The organism is Pokkaliibacter plantistimulans, from assembly GCF_003194385.1.
Taxonomy (GTDB): Bacteria; Pseudomonadota; Gammaproteobacteria; order Pseudomonadales; family Balneatricaceae; genus Pokkaliibacter; species Pokkaliibacter plantistimulans.
The window spans coordinates 26,709-47,507 of sequence record NZ_LAPT01000056.1 but is presented as its reverse complement, the minus strand read 5'-3'; the positions used below and the strand labels follow the sequence as shown (position 1 = coordinate 47,507).

17 protein-coding genes are annotated in these 20,799 nt (G+C 55.8%); 12 read left to right on the top strand and 5 right to left on the bottom strand.

Annotated features, from left to right (window positions below; all coding sequences use genetic code 11):
• Nucleotides 1-191: 191 nt before the first annotated feature.
• The 4 genes from WH50_RS12710 to WH50_RS12695 all read right to left on the bottom strand — a co-directional run bounded on the left by WH50_RS12710 (nt 192) and on the right by WH50_RS12695 (nt 5,221).
• A complete protein-coding gene (locus tag WH50_RS12710) occupies nt 192-1,598 on the bottom strand; it encodes an APC family permease (RefSeq protein ID WP_110187644.1) in 1,407 nt (468 codons plus the stop codon).
• A 386-nt stretch (nt 1,599-1,984) separates the two neighbouring features.
• Nucleotides 1,985-3,277 (bottom strand): NAD(P)/FAD-dependent oxidoreductase, encoded by a 1,293-nt coding sequence (locus tag WH50_RS12705; protein ID WP_110187643.1) that lies wholly within the window; start codon nt 3,275-3,277, stop codon nt 1,985-1,987.
• Between the two features lie 102 nt (nt 3,278-3,379).
• A complete protein-coding gene (locus WH50_RS12700) occupies nt 3,380-3,799 on the bottom strand; it encodes a RidA family protein (protein ID WP_104151752.1) in 420 nt (139 codons plus the stop codon).
• A gap of 282 nt (nt 3,800-4,081) precedes the next feature.
• Nucleotides 4,082-5,221 (bottom strand): ornithine cyclodeaminase family protein, encoded by a 1,140-nt coding sequence (locus WH50_RS12695; RefSeq protein ID WP_104151751.1) that lies wholly within the window; start codon nt 5,219-5,221, stop codon nt 4,082-4,084.
• Between the two features lie 391 nt (nt 5,222-5,612).
• Here WH50_RS12695 and WH50_RS12690 point away from each other — a divergent pair, with 391 nt between their 5' ends.
• The 12 genes from WH50_RS12690 to WH50_RS12635 all read left to right on the top strand — a co-directional run bounded on the left by WH50_RS12690 (nt 5,613) and on the right by WH50_RS12635 (nt 20,065).
• Nucleotides 5,613-6,449: a helix-turn-helix domain-containing protein gene (locus WH50_RS12690; RefSeq protein ID WP_110187642.1), complete on the top strand. Its 837-nt coding sequence runs from the start codon at nt 5,613-5,615 to the stop codon at nt 6,447-6,449.
• A 355-nt stretch (nt 6,450-6,804) separates the two neighbouring features.
• Nucleotides 6,805-7,185, top strand: a complete 381-nt coding sequence (locus WH50_RS12685; RefSeq protein ID WP_104151748.1) for a cupin domain-containing protein — start codon at nt 6,805-6,807, stop codon at nt 7,183-7,185.
• A 382-nt stretch (nt 7,186-7,567) separates the two neighbouring features.
• Complete coding sequence (locus WH50_RS12680) at nt 7,568-8,398, top strand: DUF2889 domain-containing protein (RefSeq protein WP_165838410.1); 831 nt, start codon at nt 7,568-7,570, stop codon at nt 8,396-8,398.
• Nucleotides 8,399-8,563: 165 nt separating this feature from the next.
• Nucleotides 8,564-8,653, top strand: a complete 90-nt coding sequence (locus WH50_RS12675) for a potassium-transporting ATPase subunit F (RefSeq protein WP_104151746.1) — start codon at nt 8,564-8,566, stop codon at nt 8,651-8,653.
• A 14-nt stretch (nt 8,654-8,667) separates the two neighbouring features.
• On the top strand, nt 8,668-10,353 hold the full coding sequence (gene kdpA, locus WH50_RS12670; RefSeq protein ID WP_110187646.1) for a potassium-transporting ATPase subunit KdpA: 1,686 nt from the start codon (nt 8,668-8,670) through the stop codon (nt 10,351-10,353).
• Between the two features lie 77 nt (nt 10,354-10,430).
• Nucleotides 10,431-12,581 carry a potassium-transporting ATPase subunit KdpB gene (kdpB, locus tag WH50_RS12665; RefSeq protein ID WP_110187640.1) on the top strand — a complete coding sequence of 717 codons (2,151 nt, stop codon included), beginning with the start codon at nt 10,431-10,433 and terminating at the stop codon, nt 12,579-12,581.
• A gap of 18 nt (nt 12,582-12,599) precedes the next feature.
• Nucleotides 12,600-13,241 carry a potassium-transporting ATPase subunit KdpC gene (gene kdpC / locus WH50_RS12660; RefSeq protein ID WP_110187639.1) on the top strand — a complete coding sequence of 214 codons (642 nt, stop codon included), beginning with the start codon at nt 12,600-12,602 and terminating at the stop codon, nt 13,239-13,241.
• Between the two features lie 453 nt (nt 13,242-13,694).
• Complete coding sequence (locus tag WH50_RS12655) at nt 13,695-16,343, top strand: sensor histidine kinase (protein ID WP_110187638.1); 2,649 nt, start codon at nt 13,695-13,697, stop codon at nt 16,341-16,343.
• A gap of 30 nt (nt 16,344-16,373) precedes the next feature.
• The gene (locus tag WH50_RS12650) at nt 16,374-17,066 is read left to right on the top strand and encodes a response regulator (protein ID WP_110187637.1); all 693 of its coding nucleotides are present in this window, start codon (nt 16,374-16,376) and stop codon (nt 17,064-17,066) included.
• Between the two features lie 253 nt (nt 17,067-17,319).
• Complete coding sequence (locus WH50_RS12645; RefSeq protein WP_165838409.1) at nt 17,320-18,198, top strand: SGNH/GDSL hydrolase family protein; 879 nt, start codon at nt 17,320-17,322, stop codon at nt 18,196-18,198.
• Nucleotides 18,195-18,488 carry a hypothetical protein gene (locus WH50_RS12640; RefSeq protein WP_110187635.1) on the top strand — a complete coding sequence of 98 codons (294 nt, stop codon included), beginning with the start codon at nt 18,195-18,197 and terminating at the stop codon, nt 18,486-18,488. The genes WH50_RS12645 and WH50_RS12640 overlap by 4 nt, the downstream gene beginning before the upstream one ends.
• Before the next feature lie 5 nt (nt 18,489-18,493).
• Nucleotides 18,494-20,065, top strand: a complete 1,572-nt coding sequence (locus WH50_RS12635; RefSeq protein ID WP_110187634.1) for an HAD-IIIC family phosphatase — start codon at nt 18,494-18,496, stop codon at nt 20,063-20,065.
• A gap of 90 nt (nt 20,066-20,155) precedes the next feature.
• On the opposite strand, the gene WH50_RS12630 is transcribed toward WH50_RS12635, so the two are convergent.
• Nucleotides 20,156-20,620, bottom strand: coding sequence for an Lrp/AsnC family transcriptional regulator (locus WH50_RS12630; protein ID WP_110187633.1), 465 nt, complete (start codon nt 20,618-20,620; stop codon nt 20,156-20,158).
• Between the last annotated feature and the right edge of the window lie 179 nt (nt 20,621-20,799).

Here is a 20,799-nt window from a genome sequence, read left to right as displayed (position 1 = left end):
GAATGAGATGCAGCGACAGCGTTTCGGTAAGAATGTGCTGCAGGCCTTAGCAAGCTGTTGAAAAACGTTATCGAGGCAGCCGAGACAAGGAAAACACAGGCGAAAAAGCGGAGTTTAGTGGACTAAATGAGCATTTTTGAGCCTGTTTTTGACGCGGTATTCGGCAACGCAGATAGATTTTCAACGACCTGTTAGCCTTCAACGGCATCCGGCTCAAACAACCCGCGCTTCATGTACAGGCGCACCCACAGCGCCGCGATGATACTGATCACCAGCAGGATGCCGCCGGTAATGCTGTACACCTCGGTGGTCATCTCCGGTGACGGTGAGTTATGTAGCATCACATAGATCATGGCGACGATACCGATCACCTGCGGCAGAGGATAAAACGGTGTGCGGTACGGGCGGTGATAGTCAGGCAGACGTTTGCGCAGCACGATCACGTTGACATGGGCAATCACGTAAGCCAGCAACCAGCTGGTGGTCGCGGCAATCACCAGTACCACCAGTGAATCCATATCCAGCAGCAGATACGGCAGGCTGCTCAGCACGGCCAGCATGACAATCCCGATCCAGGGAGCCCTGAAGCGGTTGATGGCTTTCAGCTGCGGGAAGGCCTGCCCCTGCATGGCCATACCGTGCAGCATGCGTGGCACCGAGGCCAGCACGGTATTGACGGTGCTGCAGGTGGCCGCCAGCCCCATGATGGTGGCAATCATCAGCCCGGATTTGCCGAACACCGCCTGCACGTAATCCAGATAGGGAATCGGTGATTCCAGCATGGAACTAACGTTCAGATAAAGGCTGGCACCAAAGATAAAGGCCAGGAAAATCAGGAAGATGGCAAACAGAGACAGGCGCATGGCTCGCGGAATGTTGGTCTCGGGGTTGCGTACTTCGTTGATCAGCGGGCAGATAAACTCCACGCCGACCATGGTCCACATGGCCAGTGTCACCAGACCGAGGAAGCTGCCGTTCAGCACACCGTCAAAACCCCAGTCCACCGTCGGGCCTGCCAGTTGCGGATGAGGCTCCGCCATGCCGGTAATCGCCACCGCACCGACAATCACCAGCGCACTGACTAGTACAAAGGCAAGCACGTTCTGTACCCGGGCAAACACATCCGCCCCCACCAGATTGGTCAGGGTGAAGATGGCCAGAATCAGCAGCGGCAGGGCTTTTTCAGGCAGCACACCGGGGAGCAGTTTCTCCAGCATGGCATCCACCAGAAACAGCTCAACCGGGATGGCCAGCACGGCCACCACCACATAACCGGCGAAGACCGACACGATAGCCGGAAAGTGGCCAATGGCTTTTTGCGTGTAGGTCGCCAGCGTACCTTCCTGCGGGAACATCAGGGACAACTCGGAGAAGGTCATGGCATTGAACTGCGCAATAATCAGCGCTGTCACCATGGCCGCCACGAAGGCCATACCGCCGATGCCGACGCCCTGTATGGCCGAAATCATGGCTCCCTGCACGATGACCAGCCCGATACAGATGGCCATCATGGTGGGTAATCGCAGTTTGCTGCGGGTGTCAGAAGCAGCGGCTAGTCCAGCCGATGTCAGGCCCCTCGCGTCAGTTATATTGCTCATTGCTTTGCCCTCGTGGATTTATGAACGTTTTCACGAACTGCAGCATGTCGACCACATCAGGGTGAAAAGCGTCGGGAGATACAGCCTGATGGCCAGTCGTTTCTGTCTCTCTGATGCTTTTCGCCTGCCCGCAGCGCATTCACTCAACCACGAATGCGCTTGGGTACTCTGTCCATGCCCTGCTGTGTTGTGCTTAAGATCCTGAACACGATCTGCGGCGCGTCGGCCACTCGGCGTTGAAAAGAGCTTCGGCATGCTCATTTACCTTAAGTAAACTCCGCTGCCTCAGCGCTTTTCGCCTTGACTGGCCTTAGCTCGCGAGATCGTGAACAGGATCTGAGCCTCAGTCTTTTCGCATGGAACAGAGGTATTGCATTACGGATGAACTACAACCGGCCGAACCGATAGGGTGTCGGGTCGATCAGCGGTGTGGATTGCGTCACCAGATCGGCAGCCAGCTGCCCTGCCGCGGGGCCGGTGCCAAAACCATGACCGGAGAAGCCGGTGGCGATGGTCAGCCCCGGTATGGCTTCAATCCGGTCAATAACGGGGTTGGAATCCGGTGTGACGTCAATCAGCCCCGCCCAGGCCTCTTCCACCTGCGCTTGCTCAAATACCGGCCAGGCCTGACTCAGGTTATCCAGCGCTTCCTGATTCAGACTGGGGTTGAACTGTGGATCCATGGTCCGCACCTGCTCGAACGGGGTGACGCTGCCTGAGCGCCAGCTGCGGGCCAGCGCCAGATCGCGGAGGAAATGGCGCCCCAGCTTCACCCGCAGGAAACTGCGCTGGGCCTTGAGCTGCTCCAGATAGCGCCAGCCAATCAGCAGGTGATCAAGGCAGATGGGCGCATCCAGCGCCCCGCGCTGAGTAATGATGAAGCCACCGTCCTTATGCTTACGGAAGGAGAAATCCGGTGCGCCCACGGCGATATCGGTCGGCCCCTGCATGGGTCTGGTGCGCAGAACTGAGCAGATCAGCGGCAAGGTCGGCAGCGCCACACCGAGGTTTCCGAGAAAACGCCGTGACCACGCCCCCCCTGCCAGCAGCACCTGATTGCAGCGAATCTCGCCACGTTCCGTCACCACGCCGCTGACCCGGCCCGCCGTCGTTGACAGGGTGCGTACGGCGCAGTGCTGAACCATCACCGCCCCCTTCCCGACCGCCGCTGCCGCCATCGCGCTGGTCGCCAGCGCAGGTTCGGCACGGCCATCGGAGGCGGTATAGATGCCACCCAGCCAGTTACCTCTGCCACCGGGAACACGCTGGTCAATTTCTTCCGGACTGAGCAGTTTTGAATCCAGCTCCAGCCCGTCGACCGACTTCAGCCAGCCGTCATACATCGCCATCTGTTGTTCTGAACGGGCCAGAAACATGATGCCCGCCTGCTGATAGCCCACTTGCCGGCCAATACGGGCAGGCATCTCAGCCCAGAGCCGGTCTGCGGCCATGGCCAGCGGCACATCATGGGCATGACGACTGGTTTTACGAATCCAGCCCAGGTTTCTGGAGGACTGCTCGCCAGCGATATGGCCCTTTTCCAGCAACACCACGGGAATATTGCGCTCCGCCAGCACCAGCGCTGCCGTCACGCCCACAATACCGCCACCAATGATCACCACTTCCGTCGATACCGGTAGCTGATCCTGCGTCTTTACCGCCTCAAGTGCCTTTGTCATAACACCATTCCTGCAACCTGTTTCGCCCAGCGAGGGTTTTTGCCAGACCCGCGTTTGCCGGGCAGGCCGTTGAAAAGCTGGCCAGAAGCCCGGCTAGGGTTATTAGCCGATCTGGATACGTTCGACGTCCGCACTGGCCGCGCCGCGATAGGCCGTCACTTCCAGCTCCACCTTGTAGACAGTGGAGCCCAGCGGTGGGCAGGTCACGGTGGTGGCAGGGTCGATGCCGCGGAATTTGTTGCCGATGAAGTCCATCACTGCCTGCACATGCTGCGGGTCCTGAATGAACACGCGGGAGAACACCACATCGGCCAGCGAAGCACCGACCGCCGCCAGCGCGCTTTCGATATTGGCGAACACCTGCTCGGTCTGGGCGATGACATCTTCGGGAATTTCTTTGGTCAGCGGATTACGACCGGCGGTGTTGGAGACATAAATCCAGTTATCAACGGCCACCAGCCGGGAATAACTGCCCATTTCCTCGAATTTGGAGCCGGTTTTAACTTTCACAATCTTTGTCATTTTATTTATCGCTCATATTCAAAAACAATTCGGCCAGCCACCTGTTGCCAATCGAAATAGCCAATATCGTTGCACTGCAATAAATGGCGAATAGCTAAACCGCCCGCTATTGCCATTCACTGAGTGTGAATCGTCCCATATCGCTCAGAACGCATTCACCCGGGAAAACAGGCACGTTGTTAATTCAGTACTTATTCATGCTGTGCTTATTAATGCTGCGCTTATTCATGCATTGCTTATTCAAGGGCCGCTGATTAACTAGCAGCCGTTGTCTGCGCGCACTCAGCGCAATACCGGCACATCCCACAAATTGAGTTTCACGCCGATGTTATTGGCCAGCGCGTTGCGATAAATCCTGGTAGCCCAGGCCACATCCTCTACCGGCATGCCACCGACAGACATGATGATGATCTCGTCGTCATTGCGGCGACCCGGAGCCTCGCCGGCAACGATCTTGCCGATGTCTTCCAGATCATCCAGCGTCAGCTTGCCCTCGGCGATCATGTCCATGAAGCGCACCCCGACCAGCGGAATGCAGTTGTGGGCTGGTTTGGGCACTTCTTCGTACCAGGCCTGATAGAGGCCGGTGTTATCGAGCACTTTGCGGACATCCGGCCCTTCCATCTCCTCATCCATGCGGCAGGAAGCAGGCATCGCCAGAAAAGCGCCGGGTTTGACCCATTCCCGCTTGACCAGCGGATAGGTAGAGGGATCGCCCGTTTCACCGGAGTTGCAGTAGGTGATGATGTCGGAACCACGCACCACGTCTTCGATGGAGTCCACCACTTCGACGGTGGTGATCTGCGGGAAGGTTTCATTCACCCATGCAAGGAAGTCTTCCAGACTTCTACGGCCACGGCCCTTGATCTTGATGGTATCAATCAGCGGACAGGCCGCCATAAAGGCAGACACCGAGGTTTTGCCCATGACGCCCGGACCAAGCAAGCCGATGACTTTGGCGTCTTTACGTGCCAGATGGCGGGCACCTACACCGGGAATCGCGCCGGTACGATAGGCTGACAGCAGGTTGGCAGACATGTAGGCCATGGGCGCGCCGGTATCGACGTCGCTCAGGGTAAACATCAGGATCGAGCGTGGCAGACCCTTGTCACGGTTGGCGATGTTGGAGCCATACCACTTCACGCCACAGGTCTGAAAATCACCGCCCAGATACGCAGGCATCGCCATCAGACGGCGATCAGCGGTAGGTTTGGGCATGGTGGCAAAGGGTGACTGTTCAGGGAAGGTAATCATCGCCCCGTGGGAATCGCTGTTGGGGCCAGCCATGCGGTAATCGCCCTTGTACAGCAGCGCAAACATTTCTTCCATGGTGTCGACGCATTTGGGCATATCGGTGACACCGGCTTTGATCATGTCTTGCTCTGACAGATAAATAAAATCAATCTTTGTATTTTCGGACATGGCTTCACCTTTAAAACACTGACCTGAACAACACCCATAAATAAAGGTGCTCATTGGCAATTACCGGGGTATTCAGCTATTTCGGATTATTCGAAAATCGCTGAATTAAACTGCTACCCGTCAATTCACTGTGGGGCGGGTATTTTTCGATGCTAGCCGCGACGTCTGCATGCGTATTGAAGATTTGCGACATGGATTAAAGGGAAAAATTAAATAATGCGCAGCAGGTCATCGTGATGCCTGTTCAATGGCATTCTTTTTGCGTGCTTTTTAACAGCCTGTTAAAGAGTCGGGCAAAAGCAGTGGTGAAGGCGGAGTCAAAAACGCGTCGAAGCCAGCACTTACCCTGACAGGTAACACAGCAATAAGGTCATCAGCACAGGTCAGCTCCATGTCATCATCCGTGGTTTATCGCGTGGCGGGCATACACTCCAAACAACCCTGGTTTGTGATGAGTGCGGCTGAGTATTTTTCGCTGTTTGCCTCTGATGATCCGATGATTTCCCACTACTACAGTTTTGAGGCCGATCACACTCATGGCATGACCATGGCGATCCCCGACGGCTGCGTGGATATCGTCTTTGACTGCGACCCGAGCGCGCCCAATGCGGTTGTCTGTGGCACCGCGGTGGAAGCAACCAGCGCCCGCTTTATTCATAAGCACCGCTACTTTGGGGTGCGCTATGCCCCCGGCCTGGTCCCTGATTTCGTCAAGGCATCGGCGGCAGAAATGATTGACCAGAAGCTCAATTTTCTGGATGCCGTGCCCGGTGCGCACAGCCTGTTCGAGCAGATTGTCAGTGAGCAGGATTTTGCCCGGCAGGTAACACTGCTGAAGGAGTTTGTGGCGAAAAGAAGCACTCGCAAGCAGTCTGCGGTGACATCGCTGGCCGTCCGCACGATTCTGCAGCACAAAGGCAATCTGCAGATGCGTGATCTTGAAGAAGTCACCGGCTTTACCAGCCGCACCGTGCAGCGCCAGTTTCAGGATGATCTGGGTCTTTCACCCAAGGCCTTCAGCCGTATGATTCGTGGCCAGTCTGCTGTCTACGAAATCAATCACAGCCGCCATAACAAGGTGGCCTTTTCCGAGCTGGCCTGTGATCTGGGTTTCAGTGATCAGTCGCACTTCCTGCGGGAATTCAAGAAGCTGGTCAATGCCACCCCACTCGACTATCAGAATCTGGTCAAACAGCAGACCTATCTGGACCGGATTCGCTGCTGCTAAGCCCGGCAGTCACTTTCAGCAAAAAACACCTTCAGCAAAAATCACCTTCCATATAAAACGTCAAAGCGCATCAGATTGGTGCGCTTTAGTATTTCTGCGCCCCTATATAGTTCACTAGTTAACTTTTTTAACCTGCGCCTTTCGAGCGGTGCCTTTTGAACGACCCGCTTCGGCCTGCGTGGCAGCGGCCACCCGCTCTGGTGCCCAGCCACATGATGCTTGCCGCAGAAAATGCTGTTCGATCTGCATTTTTGACGTAAAGCCACAGCCGCCTCCCTGTGATCGGCCTTTACTGCCAGCCGACCTGCGTAAAATTCTGCTATCCAACCCTCACGTTGCCTACAGGAAATCCCCCATGTCTGACACCAGCACTCAGGTTAAACCCGCGCTGTTCAAAGTCTTTGCTCTGGATAATCTCGGTACCGCCAAGGAAAGCGGCCCCCTGCCCGAACGCCTGATTGAAGGATCGCCCCAGTTCAAGACCTGGAACGTGGACAGCGCCAAAGACGGCAAAGTCAGCACCGGCGTATGGGAAGCCACCCCCGGCACGACCCGCTCGATCAAGGGCGAAGTGTGGGAATACTGCACCATTCTGTCTGGCGTGGTGGAAATCACCGAAGACGGCGGTGAGCCTGTGCGCCTGCAGGCGGGCGATACCTTTGTCCTCAAGCCCGGCTTTGTCGGTGTCTGGAAAACCATCGAAACCGTGCGCAAGCTCTGGGTAGTGGTGAACTGAGCACCTGAACAGATTCAGAACCGCGCCAGCAACTGATCTGCAACAGTCCGTCGCAGAGTGCTCCGCCACTCTGCGTTCGGCGCCCTCAGCAACAATTCTTCCCCGACAATCCTGCAGCAGACCGACTACTCTGAGGCCCGTGACCACCCTGCCAGCTACCGGATTGACGGCCCTTGCCACGTATCCGCTCCTTATTTCGTCCTCTGTGTCAGCATCCTGCGGCGGCTATGTAACATTGCGTCCACCACGCAACAACGATCCGTTGCGAGACAGGCGTCAGACAGCCCACAACGGACAGGCAATACTTTCCACTCACCAAGACCATACGGCGACCCGGCAGATGCATGTGAACATGCTATGGAACAGGTTTTGAGGAGTGGACGTGACGACCAATAACAAAGGCGCAACAGGAAAACACCACGCAGACGATCACTCAGGCACACGCGCCAGCCTGCATCGACTGATTGACCTGCGTAACATCAACCACAACGAGACCACCGCCTGGCTGGAAGATGACTTCCACCATTTCGGGGTCAGTGTTCATCATCAGGACGGCATCGTGACCGACGTGCAGGCCACCGCTGTACGGGTGCCCTGGACCACCTGCAGCGGTGCCACCGAAAAGCTCAGGGAGCTGATCGGCCAGCCACTGGTGTCACGAGCGACCGATGTCGGCAAGTACCTGAAACGGCGCTACCAGTGTGTGCATCTGTTTGATCTGGCCGGGCTGGCGTCAGCCTTTTCGCACCTGCCCACTGTACATCGCCGTTACCAGGCCATCGTTTCTGACCGCCCCCGACCGGGCTATGCCAAGCTGCGGGAAGTGACCGATCTGGGGCAAGGCCGGGCGCAACTGCTGATGGATGGCCAGTGCATCATGGACTGGCAGATCGACGGCGAATGGATTACCTCCCCCGCCACCGCTGCGGGCTACTCCACTGAACAGGGCTTTCGCCAGTGGACTGAAACCCTGCCCATCGATGAAGCCGAGCACGCTTTTATCCTGCGCCGCGCCATTATCGTCGCGACCGGGCGTCAGTTTGATCTGGACAGCTATCAGACTCTGGCCGATATGCGCCTGAGTGAAGACTGCTTTTCCCTGCAGCCGGAGCATCGCGAAGAGGCGACCCGCTGTCAGGGCAGCACCCGCGACTTTGCTGCAGCCCCCGAAACCTTGCTGGCACATCTCCGGCACCCTAGCCGGCACAAATAGGCAGGCTCACTCTTCCCTCCGTGGCGCGGGTCAAACCGCCCTGCGCCACAGGCAAACCCGTCTTTTTTATGTTTTTTTTACGGTCCGGCCTACAGATCGCCATCGAATTTTTACGCCGCGAATCCGCACACTACTCCCATTCCTTCCCATCACAGGAGTAGTGCAATGACCATCCTGCAAGGTCTGGCGATACTGTCTGGTGTCGCCATCAGTGCTTATCTGCTTTACGCCCTGTTTCGTCCTGAACAGTTCTGAGCAGAGGCATGATCATGACCAACCCAGCCTTTCTTTCCCTCACCTCAACGGCCGGCGTGCTGCTGATACTGGCGCTGGCCTTGCTGCCTGCGCCATTACTTGGCCGCTGGATTCACCGTATTTATGAACACCACCGCGCTGATATTGTCGAGCAGCGTCTGGCGCACTGGCTTGACTGGTCGGAGCAACAGAACTGGCGTAGCTACCTGCTCTATCTGCTGGTGTTCAATCTGCTGTGCTTCGTTCTGCTGTTTACGCTGTTACTGGCACAGGGCCATCTGCCGCTCAATCCGCAGCATTTGCCGGGGTTAAGTGCTGATCTGGCCTTCAATACCGCCGTCAGCTTTGTCAGCAATACCAACTGGCAGGCTTACAGCGGAGAAGACAGCCTGAGCTATCTGAGCCAGATGCTCGGTCTGGGCGTGCAGAACTTTGTCAGTGCGGCCACCGGCATGGCCGTGGCTATCGCCCTGTTCCGCGGCATCGCGCGCCGCTCCAGTCACAGCGTCGGCCACTTTGGTCGTGACCTGTATCGGGGCGTGGTGTACCTGCTACTGCCTCTGTCGTTGCTGCTGGCACTGGTGCTGATCTGGCAGGGCGTGCCGCAGAACTTTAATGCCTACCTCAGTGCCAGCACGCTCGACGGCGGTCAGCAGTGGATTCCCGGTGGTCCGGCCGCCTCGCAGATTGCCATCAAACAACTGGGCACCAACGGCGGTGGATTCTTTGGCGTCAACTCTGCCCATCCCTTCGAGAACCCCACCCTGCTCAGCAATCTGTTGCAGTGCGCGGCCATTCTGCTGATCCCGGCCGGGTTTGTGTTTGCCTTTGGTCACTACGTCAGAGATCGCCGTCAGGCGGTGGCGCTGTTTATTACCATGAGTGCGCTGTTGCTGCTGGGACTAGGTGTGCTGCTCTGGTCGGAAGGTCGTCTCAGCCCGCTGCTGGCATCACTGCAACTCAGCGATAGCCTCAACTGGGAAGGCAAGGAAAGCCGGTTCGGCATCGATCTTTCGGCACTCTGGACCGCCATGACCAGTGCCGCCTCCAATGGCTCGGTCAATGCCATGCACGACAGCCTCAGTGCCTGGGGCGGGCTGGTGCCACTGGTCAATATTCTGCTGGGTGAAATGATCTTCGGCGGCGTCGGTGCCGGGATGTACGGCATGCTGCTGTTTGTGCTGCTGGCCGTGTTTCTCTCGGGCCTGATGATTGGTCGTACGCCTGCCTATCTGGGTAAAAAGATTGAAGCGCGGGAAATCCAGTGGGCGCTGGTTGCCCTGCTGACCATGCCACTGGGGATTCTGGTGCTGGGCAGCCTGACGGCGCTGTTGGGTGACCCGCAGGCCGTCACCAGCAACCCCGGCCCGCACGGCCTGAGCCAGTGGTTGTATGCCTATGCCTCTGCTACCGGCAACAACGGCTCGGCCTTCGCCGGTTTTGCCGCGGGTCAGCCGCTGCAAAACATGTTGCTGGGGCTGGCCATGCTGATTGGCCGCTACGGCGTCATTATCCCGGTGCTGGCCATTGCTGGTTCATTGGCCAGCAAAGCACCACGTGCCGCCAGCGCAGCCGAGCTGCCCACTCACGGCCCACTGTTTATCGCCCTGCTGACCCTGTCACTGTGCCTGCTGGGTGCCCTTAACTTCTTCCCGGTACTGATGATGGGGCCGGTGGCAGAGGCGTTGTCACTTCCCTGATCACCCGCTTCTGACTGAACACACGGGCACGCGTTCACCCTTGTCACGTGCCCATTCATTCCTGAGAGGAACACAGCATGAATGTGTCAACCAAAGCGCCCGCCGCTGCGACTGACCCAAGCGTTACTGCCAGCACCAGCGCAGAGCACACGGCATCGTACTGGTTACAGATTATCTGGCAGGCAGTACAACGCCTGAGCCCACGCCATATGGTGCGTCAGCCGGTATTGTTTGTAGTGGAAATCGGCGCTGTCTTCGCCACCGTACTGACACTGCTGTCACCCCAGACGCTGGGGTCATCCGGCGGTACGGCGGCCATGTCCGTCAGCACTGCGTGGCAGATTATCGGCTGGTTATGGGCCACCCTGCTGTTTGCCAACCTCGCTGAAGCGCTGGCGGAAGGCCGTGGTAAAGCGCGGGCAGACAGCCTCAAGGCGGGGAAGCAGAATCTGCAGGCTCGCAAGGTACAAGACAGCGACGATACTGTCGGCCAGAGCGTCAATGCTGCCTTGCTGCGCAAAGGCGATCTTGTTCGGGTCATGGCAGGCGAGCTGATCCCCGCCGACGGTGAAGTGATACGCGGTGTCGCTGCCGTCAATGAAGCGGCCATCACCGGCGAATCGGCGGCGGTTATCCGCGAATCAGGCGGGGATCGCTCGGCAGTGACGGGCAATACCCGCGTGGTGTCCGACTGGCTGGTCATCCGCGTCAGTGCCAATCCCGGCGAATCGACGCTGGATCGCATGATTGCGCTGGTGGAAGGCGCCAGCCGCCAGAAAACACCCAATGAGCTGGCTCTGAGTATTCTGCTGACCGGCCTGACCCTGATTTTCCTCTGGGTAGTGCTCACCCTGCCCGCCTTTGCCAGCTACTCCGGCGGCACCCTGCCGATGCTGGCGCTGATTGCCCTGCTGGTGACGCTGATCCCCACCACAATCGGTGGTCTGCTGTCAGCCATTGGTATCGCCGGAATGGACCGCATGCTGCGCCTCAATGTGGTGGCCAAATCAGGCCGGGCGGTAGAAGCCGCAGGCGATGTGCAGACCCTGCTGCTGGATAAGACCGGCACCATCACCTTTGGTAACCGTATGGCCGACAACCTGCTGCCGGCACAGGGCGTCAGCCAGCAGCAACTGGCGCGCGCCGCACTCTATGCTTCGCTGGGCGACGACACGCCGGAGGGGAAATCTATCCGCCACTATGTGCAGCAGCACTTCGCCGCTGTGTATGGCGACGTCATGCAGGACAGCACTGATCTCAACACCATCGCCTTCACTGCCGAAACCCGCCTGTCCGGCGCCTGGCGTCATCCTGTTCTGGGGGAGCGTCAGGAATGGCAAAAAGGGGCAGTAGATGCAGTCCTGAACTGGCTTGCGGCTGACAGCCAGGGCACCGCGATCAAGGGTCAGGCCATGCCTGCGTTACTGCGCGATCAGGTGGATCAGATCAGCCGCACGGGCGGCACACCGCTGCTGGTCACCGAAGGCCGGCAGCTGCTCGGCGCTATCCACCTGAAAGACGTGATCAAACCCGGCATCCGTGAACGTTTTGCGCAATTGCGTCAGCTGGGCATCCGTACCGTGATGATCACCGGTGACAACCCGCTGACCGCCGCCGCTATTGCCGCCGAAGCGGGCGTCGATGACTACATGGCAGAAGCCACGCCGGAGAGAAAGCTGGCGCGTATCCGTCAGGAGCAGAGTGAAGGCCGACTGGTAGCCATGTGCGGTGACGGTGCCAACGATGCTCCGGCGCTGGCTCAGGCAGACGTCGGTCTGGCCATGAATGACGGCACGCAGGCCGCACGGGAAGCAGGCAATCTGGTGGATATGGATTCTGACCCGACCAAACTGCTGGATGTGGTGCGGGTCGGCAAGCAACTGCTGGTCACCCGTGGCGCCCTGACGACCTTTTCCATCGCCAACGATGTGGCCAAGTACTTCGCTATCCTGCCCGCCCTGTTTACCGGCTTCTACCCGCAGCTGGCCAGTCTCAATCTGATGCACCTGCACTCCTCAGACAGCGCCATCCTGTCTGCCATCATTTTCAACGCGCTGATCATTCCGGCGCTGATTCCGCTGGCGCTTCGCGGTGTCAACGCCGAAGCCCAGTCAGCACAACAGCTGCTGCGGCGTAATCTGCTGATCTTCGGCGTGGGCGGGCTGATTGTCCCCTTTATCGGTATCAAGCTGATCGACCTGCTACTGGTCGCCCTTGGCTGGGTTTGAGAGCCGGAGGAAAACACCATGACGATACATACTCCCTGTGAACAAAACCCATCTTCTGAAGCCGTCGCCGCGCAGACAACCATCGAGCACGGCAGCCGCTGGCACAGTGCCATCAAAACCGCCTTTGCTTTGTGGCTGCTGGCCACGGTGGTTTGCGGACTGGCCTATCCGTTACTGATGACAGGTATCGGCCAGCTGCTGTTCCCCTGGCAGAGCAATGGCAGCCTGCTGTTCGACAGCCAGCACCGGCTGCGCGGCTCAGCGCTGCTGGGGCAGCAGTTCAGCGCAGCGGGCTACTTTCACGGCAGACCATCCGCCTCCGATTACAAAAATGGTGCGGCCAGTAATCTGGCGCAAAGCAATCCGGCGCTGGTGGCTGAGATCAGACAACGTTATGCCTACTGGCATCAGCAGCGCCCTGATCAGCCGGTGCCATCGCAACTGGTGTATGCTTCTGCCAGCGGTCTGGACCCGGAGATTGATCTCAGCACAGCGCTGTATCAGGCGCCGCTGGTGGCAACTGCGCGGCAGGTGCCTGTTGCCGATGTGGAAGCGCTGGTGCAGCAGCTGGCACAACGCACTGGACGCGAGGAGCCGATAGTCAATGTGCTGCAGCTGAATATGGCGCTGGATACGGATGAGTTGCTTTCTGTCCGTTGATGAGACATTCGGGTCGAATGACGTTAGTTCCATGGCAGTATCTGAGTTTGCAGGATAGTCGGCGCCCCCTCTCCCTAAATCCCTCTCCCACGAGGGGAGAGGGACTTGTTCGAGTGCACTGAAAAATTGCCGTTTGCTTGATAGTAATGCCGGCCTGCACCCAAACACTGGACCGACTCCCTCGGTGATTTGCTTAACCGGGGCTGGAGGCGCAAAAGCCGATTAGCCAGAGCTGATCTGCACTACCGGCCTGCGCCCAAACACTGAACCGACTCCCTCGGTGCTTTACTTAACCGGGGCTGGAGGCGCAAAAGCCGGTTAACCAGAGCTGATCCGCACTACCGGCCTGCCCCCAAACATGGGACCAACTCCCCTCGCCCCTTGCGGGAGAGGGGTTGGGGGAGAGGGGAAACCATGCCATACCCATACGCCAATCCAAGGTGAGTAACGACGTTGAACCAGGATGACAGAGCCGATGCCCTGCTGGCGCAGCTCAAGCACGAACAGCCCGGCAAACTGACGGTATTTCTCGGCGCCGCACCGGGCGTGGGAAAAACCTACGCCATGCTCAACGCGGCCCTGCAAAAACAGGCCGAAGGCATCGGCGTCGTAACCGGCATAGTGGAAACCCACGGTCGCGAAGACACCGCCCGTCTGGCCAGACAGCTGCCGCTGTACCCTCTCAGGGTAGAGGACTATCAGGGTATCCATCTGCAGGAACTGGATCTGGACGGCCTGCTGCAGCGGCGCCCTCCGCTGGTGCTGATCGACGAACTGGCGCACAGCAATGTTGGCAGTGGCCGCCATCGCAAGCGCTTTCAGGATGTCGAGGAGCTGCTGGCTGCGGGGATTGATGTGTACACCACGGTCAATATCCAGCATATCGCCAGCCTTAATGACACGGTGGCGGGCATCACCGGCGTGCGGGTCAGAGAAACCGTGCCCGACCGGCTGCTGGAACAGGCCAGTGAGATCATTCTTGTCGACCTGCCGCCGCGAGAGCTGATTGGCCGCCTCAAGGCAGGCAAGGTCTATCTGCCGGAACAGGCCCGGGCCGCCATAGAAGCCTTCTTCAGCCTGCCCAACCTCACCGCACTACGTGAATTGTCGCTACGTACCGTGGCGGCTCATGTCGATACCGAGTTCAAACAGAATCTGCAGGCGCAGGGGCTGCGTTCTGAGCAGGAAGTGCAGCCACGGCTGATGGTGTGCATTGATGCCGACACCGATGCCGAGCGGCTGATCCGCTTTGGCAAACAGCGTGCTGAACTGCGCCAGATGCCGTGGCTGGTGGTGCATGTAGATCGTGGCCGCAGCCTTGATGAACAGGGCCAGCAGCGCCTGCGGCAGTCGTTCCTGCTGGCAGAAGAGCTGGGCGCCCAGTGCCTGCGTCTGCAGGGCCGCGATGTCGCGGCAGAGCTGATGGCCTGTGCTGAACGCCAGCATGTCAGCGATATTCTGCTGGGCCGACATCGCCCCCGACGAGGCTGGCGCAAGCTGGTGCCCTACACTTCAAGGCGACTGCTCAAACATGGTCAGCAGTTCACCCTGACCTTTCTTGCCGGTGCCGAGCAGCCGCATCCGTCCCGTCCATGGCGCCTGCGTGGCCGGGTGTCCGAGTATGTGCAGGCCAGTGTCATCATGCTGCTGGCCTTCTCCACTGCCATCGCCATTGATCATGTGCTCGGCATCACCAATATCCTCATGGTGCTGCTGGTCGGTGTGCTGGTGGCGTCGCTGCGCACCAGTGTCGGCCCGGCCCTGTTCAGCGCCCTGCTGGGTTTTATCGGCTTCAACTTCTTTTTTACCGAGCCGCGCTACACCCTGATGATGTTTCACCGTGAAGACATTCTGACCGTCAGCTTCTTCCTGATCCTGTCGTCGGTGATCGGCAGCCTGACGGTCCGCCTGCGTGAACAGATTCAGGCGCAGCGCTATGCCCAGGCCACGACGGATACCCTGTTCAGCCTCAGCCGTCAGCTGATGACCGCCGCTGATGAAAAAAGCATCCTGCAATGCGGGCGACGCTTTATCAGTGAGTGGCTGAATGGCCCGGTCGTGGTAGTTCGCGGCCGCTCGGAAGAACAGCTGCAGCTGCTGGGCGATGCAGATAATCCTATCCTCGAAGAGCGGGAATGGGCCACCGCGCGCTGGTCGTGGCAACGCGGCTTACCCGCTGGTGCAGGCACCGACACCCTGAACAGCAGCCACTGGTGCTGGATGCCACTGGTCTCCGAGCGCGGTGTGCTGGCACTGCTGGGTATTCAGTCGCCGCCCTGGCAGCCGGAACGCAAAAGTCAGCTGGCAACCCTGATCCGCCAGCTGGTGCTGGCACTGGAACGGGCGCGTCTCAATGAAGATCTGGAGAGTGCCCGGATTCAGGGTGAAACCGAGCAGCTCAAGTCCGCCCTGCTCTCATCTGTTTCACACGACCTGCGTACGCCGCTGGCCAGTATGATCGGCGCGGTCTCCAGCCTGATTCACTATGAAGACAGACTGAGCCCGGATGATCGCCACAGCCTGCTGGAAACCACTCTGCAGGAAGCCGAACGGCTTAACCGCTACATCCAGAATCTGCTGGACATGACCCGTCTGGGCTATGGCCGCATGAAGCTGGAGCGTGACTGGGTCAGCCTTGATGACATCATCGCCTCGGCATTGCAGCGCCTGCATTCGGTGCTCAGCCACTGTCGGGTCAGGCTGCAACTCAGCCGTGACGTGCCCCTGCTGTATGTGCACGCGGCGCTGATCGAACAGGCCATCATCAATATTCTGGAAAACGCTGCCCGCTTCTCGCCCGATCATGGCGAAATTCTGATCAGCGCTGCCATGCAGCACACCGAGCTGGTGTTGCAGATCAGTGATCAGGGGCCGGGCATCAGTGCTGAAGATCGCGCACGAGTGTTCGATATGTTCTATTCCGTGCAGAAAGGTGACCGTCAGGGTGGCGGCACCGGGCTCGGGCTGGCCATCTGTCAGGGCATGGTGGGCGCTCATGGTGGCAAAGTGGTTGCCCTGCCGGGGCCGGACCAGCGCGGTACCACCATGTCCATCCACTTGCCGCTGGAAAATCAGCCGCCACTCCCCGAAGATGACGACTGATGTTAACCCTGCAGGACACCGCACCTTGTCATGAATAACAACCGCGTTCTGATCATCGATGATGAGCCACAGATCATCCGCTTTCTCAGGATTGCCCTGCAGTCGGAAGGCTATGAGGTCCTGAGTGCTGAGAACGGCAGTGAAGGCATACGTCAGGCGGCACTAGGCAATCCTGCCCTGATTGTGCTGGATCTCGGCCTGCCGGACATGGACGGCACCGAAGTGCTGAAGTGGCTGCGAGAATGGAGCCAGACGCCGGTGCTGGTGCTGTCTGTCCGTTCACGGGAAGACGATAAGGTGCAGGCGCTGGATGCGGGCGCCCATGACTACGTCACCAAACCTTTCGGCATACAGGAGTTTATGGCCCGGGTGCGGGTGCTGCTGCGTAACCGCCCTCAGGCCGACGCCGTGCAGGAGGTACAGCAGGTGGCCATCGGTGAATTGCTGCTGGATTTCGTGCACCGCCGCATCACGCTGGCAGGCGAAGAACTGCACCTTTCACGCAAGGAGTACGCCATGCTGACGCTGCTGGCGCGGCACCTTGATCAGGTCGTCACCCAGCAGTTTCTTCTGGAGCAGCTGTGGGGCAAGGTCCATCGTGATGACAGCCACTACCTGCGCATTCTGGTTGGTCGCTTAAGGCAGAAACTGGGTGATGACCCTGCTCAACCCCGTTATATCCGGACTGAGCAGGGTGTCGGCTATCGCCTGTGTTCATGTTGATGAATACAGTCAATCCTTCCTTAAGCCGATGCCAGTTAAGCCTGCCGGTAGCGGCTATGCACACCTGCCAGCATGACTCTACAAGACACAACATGTTTGGCACATCCAACCCTGGATAGTAATATTCCAACATCATAATCTGCCAAAGAATAACTCATATTAAATTGACATATGGACATCCATTTATTTTAAGAATTGTCATTAAATATGTTCCAAGAATATAGTTACATACTAATTATTGATGGTGTTTGCTGTGAGTATTCGTCTGTTGGTTATGGGGGCAAGTGAGTCAAATCGAAGGCGCCCACCTTCTATGGGAGAGCAAAATAACAGGTTGTGGGCGGAGAGACTGCAGAACACATACTCAGTTCATGGATACTGGCCAGCGATTTTAATGCATTACATTAACGCCAGAGCTACAGGTGATGAACTACCCACTCTGGAAGAACTACAAGGCTTTGGTAAAGATATGTATATGTTTGACCGCAGCCTCATCTATCGCTGGAGCCATGCAGATATTTGGAATATTGCAATGCCAGCTAACGTAGCCAAAGCTGGCCTTCATTATTTTGAAATGCATGAACAAGAGTTAGTTCAATATAGTCCGGATGTGATTATCCTATGTTTAGGATCTGTAGACTGCCTGGAGCATACTCCAGCAAGAACCATTCAGGATTTTAACGAAATAAAGAGCAACCAATACTTGGACCACAGCCAAAGCACCACTTTCGACTATTGTGATACCGCTGAAGAATTCCATGAAGTACTAAGCAAGCTATCTGAAAAAGCTGCCAAAATAAATAAAAATGCCACTATCATAAATATAGATATACTGAAGGCACCTAATATAAGCCCACGAATAGTAGAAAAAATAAATAGCTTCAGCAGCGTAATAAGAGATATTTCAAGAGATCACGGACAGCACTTTATTTCTTTATCAGATATTTTTGACAGGGATGATTATGATGAGAAGATATGGTTCATGAGCGACAGACACCCTACAGAGTTAATGAATAAACACATCGCCATGAAAGTACTGGACTGCATCCCATTTGACCGACAATATAAGAAAATAGATAACTTCCCAGTAAAAACATTGGATATAAAGCTAAAGATTGGAGATAAAACATGAAGTTTACAATTCCAGACATATTTCCAGATAGCAATACAATGTGTAGCGTTAGAGGGCTGGATCTCAATATTGGTGACAGAATCAATGCCAATGATGTCGTGGCTGAAATACGGTATGAGGTCATTGATGATATTTCTGATTGCCCCATAGTTACATATGGTGAATTGGTATCACTAGGAACAGGTATTATACGCTGGATCAGCGAAGATAAGAGTCTTAAGGCTGGATCAGTTTTACTTGAGATTGGCGATGAAGTGGGTGAATTCCCAAATAAACTTGTGACTTGGTGATAACAATGCCCGATCAAATTAAACTGGTTTTTGTCGATCTTGATGACACTCTTTGGAAGGGTACGCTTCTGGAGGATGGATTAGATAACGTTCAACCTGACAATAAGCTGATTGAAGGACTAAGAAGGCTTGATAATATAGGTGTGCTTCTGGCTGTCGTCAGTAAGAATCATTTACCTGACGTAGAAGAGGCGTTAGCTAAATTTAATTTATCAGAAGTATTTTTCAGAAAAGAGGTCTCTTTTGAGCCTAAATCAATTGCAATTAGAAGGGTATTAGAGTTAGTAAGATTTTCTCCGGAAGCCTGCTTATTTGTTGACGACTCATCATTTGAACAAGAAGAAGTCAAACACTTATACAACAATATAAATACAGCATATCCTCACCAATTTCTGGAGCTGATTGACAACAAGAACAACTGGGCCATATCTAGCTCGTATGAAGAGGGTCAGCACCGCAAAGCATCTTATGTAGCAGAAGAAAAGCGCATTAAGGCGGAGTCAGAATACTCTGGGACTTTCAGGCAGTTCCTCAATCAAAGTGCCCTTCTACTAAAAGTTGGTCCATGTTCTGCTGCAACAGCCGATCGCATCAGCGAAATCACACTGAGAACGAATCAAATTAATTTCTCGTCAAATAGATACTCCCCAAATGATGTTTTGCTTTTGTTACAGTCAGAAGAGCATGACTGTTATCTCTGTGCAGCAAAAGATAAATATGGAGATTATGGAACAATTGGATTTTCCTGCATAAAGTATGAAGACTCAACCGCAACAATTCAGGATCTCATGCTTTCCTGCCGTATTCAGGGAAAGGGAGTAGAGTCAGCAATCATCTCTGTACTGGCAGAAAAAGCCAAACTGAAGAATGCACAAAAGATTGTTGGACTTTATCGACCTACAAGAAGAAATGGGCAAATTTCAGGTGTGTTTGAATCTATTGGCTTTACGGTGTCAGGAAATGAAGGTGACCATATCAAGTATGAGTTAGATCTGAAGGAAAGCACTGTTACACCTCCTAAACATGTTCGTATCGTAGTGACAGATATCCCTGTAACTGACCCTGATGCGGGAATTCCATTCATCAGAGATATTGTTAAATCCAGTATCAATAGTGGTCTCTTACAAGGGCAGATAATAGATATAGGTGCAGGATGGGATGGTGTCTTGGGTGAGCACTGCGACTTATTCATCGAAGTTGACAATAACAAACATATTCGACTTGACATGGAGCGTTATCCAAAAACAGATATTATAGCCAATGCGCAAGACATGCATAATATCGAAAGCAATACCTTTGACTCTGCGCTTTGCTTAGAAGTGTTGGAGCACTGCACCAATCCCTTCGACTTAAGCAGAGAGTTAGTACGAGTTCTGCAGCCTGGCGGAGTTGCCATAATATCTGCCCCTATGAATTTCCCTATTCATGATACTCCAGGAGACTATTGGAGATTCACCCCCGATGGGCTCAAGATCTTATTTAAAGACTCTACAGAAGTGATTCATGAATATATTGAGGGAGAAAATGAACATCCAATAAGGACAGTGCTCGTTTTAAGAAAGCTCCAAGATAGGTAGCAATTGTAAATGCGCTTTTTACTGTTTTCCTTTGCGGAGATAAAAAAGCGCGTTTTATATCTATTTAGTTAGAGCTGCAACTTAATACTGCTAAAGCAAAGGCAAGCGATTGGAAGCCTTCAGCTCCCGCAATGAAATGTTGGAGCAGATTGCCGATACCCCCGGCAATTTGCGCAACACCCGTTCGACGAAGCGGCTGTAGTCATCAAGGTCACGGGCGACGACCTGCAGCAGAAAATCAGCGGCCCCGGTCGTGTTATGACAGGCCAGCACGTTCTCCGAATGGGCAATGATGGCCTCGAACTCGCGAGTGGTGGCTTCATCGTGCGCGGTGCAGGTCAGCTGCACAAACGCCATGACGCCAAACCCCAGCTTGCGCCGGTCAAGATTGGCCTGATAGCCCTCGATATAGCCCTCCTCTTCCAGCCGCTTCAGACGCCGCCAGCACGGTGTTTCGCTGATCGAAAGATCGGCCGCCAGCCGGGCATTGGTTAACCGGCCATCACGCTGCAACCGGGCAAGAATGTCCAGATCCACCTTATCAACTGCTGACATCAGAAGACTCCACCTATTTTTAGCACTAGTGGAGAAGATTATTTCTGACGAGGGAATGCTTCAAGCTGAAAAAGCAAAGTAATTCCTGTGGTTGAGACTAGTCTGATTAGCACCGGGGCAATCGGTTCTGCCCCACAGCTTCCAACAATAACAGGCCGTCTACCCAGCACCGCCTGCAG

Bases quoted from the DNA above. Each gene is read 5' to 3' on its own strand.
- WH50_RS12710 (WP_110187644.1), bottom strand. From the start codon at position 1,598: ATGAGCAATATAACTGACGCGAGGGGCCTGACATCGGCTGGACTAGCC.
- WH50_RS12705 (WP_110187643.1), bottom strand. From the start codon at position 3,277: ATGACAAAGGCACTTGAGGCGGTAAAGACGCAGGATCAGCTACCGGTA.
- WH50_RS12700 (WP_104151752.1), bottom strand. From the start codon at position 3,799: ATGACAAAGATTGTGAAAGTTAAAACCGGCTCCAAATTCGAGGAAATG.
- WH50_RS12695 (WP_104151751.1), bottom strand. From the start codon at position 5,221: ATGTCCGAAAATACAAAGATTGATTTTATTTATCTGTCAGAGCAAGAC.
- WH50_RS12690 (WP_110187642.1), top strand. From the start codon at position 5,613: ATGTCATCATCCGTGGTTTATCGCGTGGCGGGCATACACTCCAAACAA.
- WH50_RS12685 (WP_104151748.1), top strand. From the start codon at position 6,805: ATGTCTGACACCAGCACTCAGGTTAAACCCGCGCTGTTCAAAGTCTTT.
- WH50_RS12675 (WP_104151746.1), top strand. From the start codon at position 8,564: ATGACCATCCTGCAAGGTCTGGCGATACTGTCTGGTGTCGCCATCAGT.
- kdpA (WP_110187646.1), top strand. From the start codon at position 8,668: ATGACCAACCCAGCCTTTCTTTCCCTCACCTCAACGGCCGGCGTGCTG.
- kdpB (WP_110187640.1), top strand. From the start codon at position 10,431: ATGAATGTGTCAACCAAAGCGCCCGCCGCTGCGACTGACCCAAGCGTT.
- kdpC (WP_110187639.1), top strand. From the start codon at position 12,600: ATGACGATACATACTCCCTGTGAACAAAACCCATCTTCTGAAGCCGTC.
- WH50_RS12650 (WP_110187637.1), top strand. From the start codon at position 16,374: ATGAATAACAACCGCGTTCTGATCATCGATGATGAGCCACAGATCATC.
- WH50_RS12640 (WP_110187635.1), top strand. From the start codon at position 18,195: ATGAAGTTTACAATTCCAGACATATTTCCAGATAGCAATACAATGTGT.
- WH50_RS12635 (WP_110187634.1), top strand. From the start codon at position 18,494: ATGCCCGATCAAATTAAACTGGTTTTTGTCGATCTTGATGACACTCTT.
- WH50_RS12630 (WP_110187633.1), bottom strand. From the start codon at position 20,620: ATGTCAGCAGTTGATAAGGTGGATCTGGACATTCTTGCCCGGTTGCAG.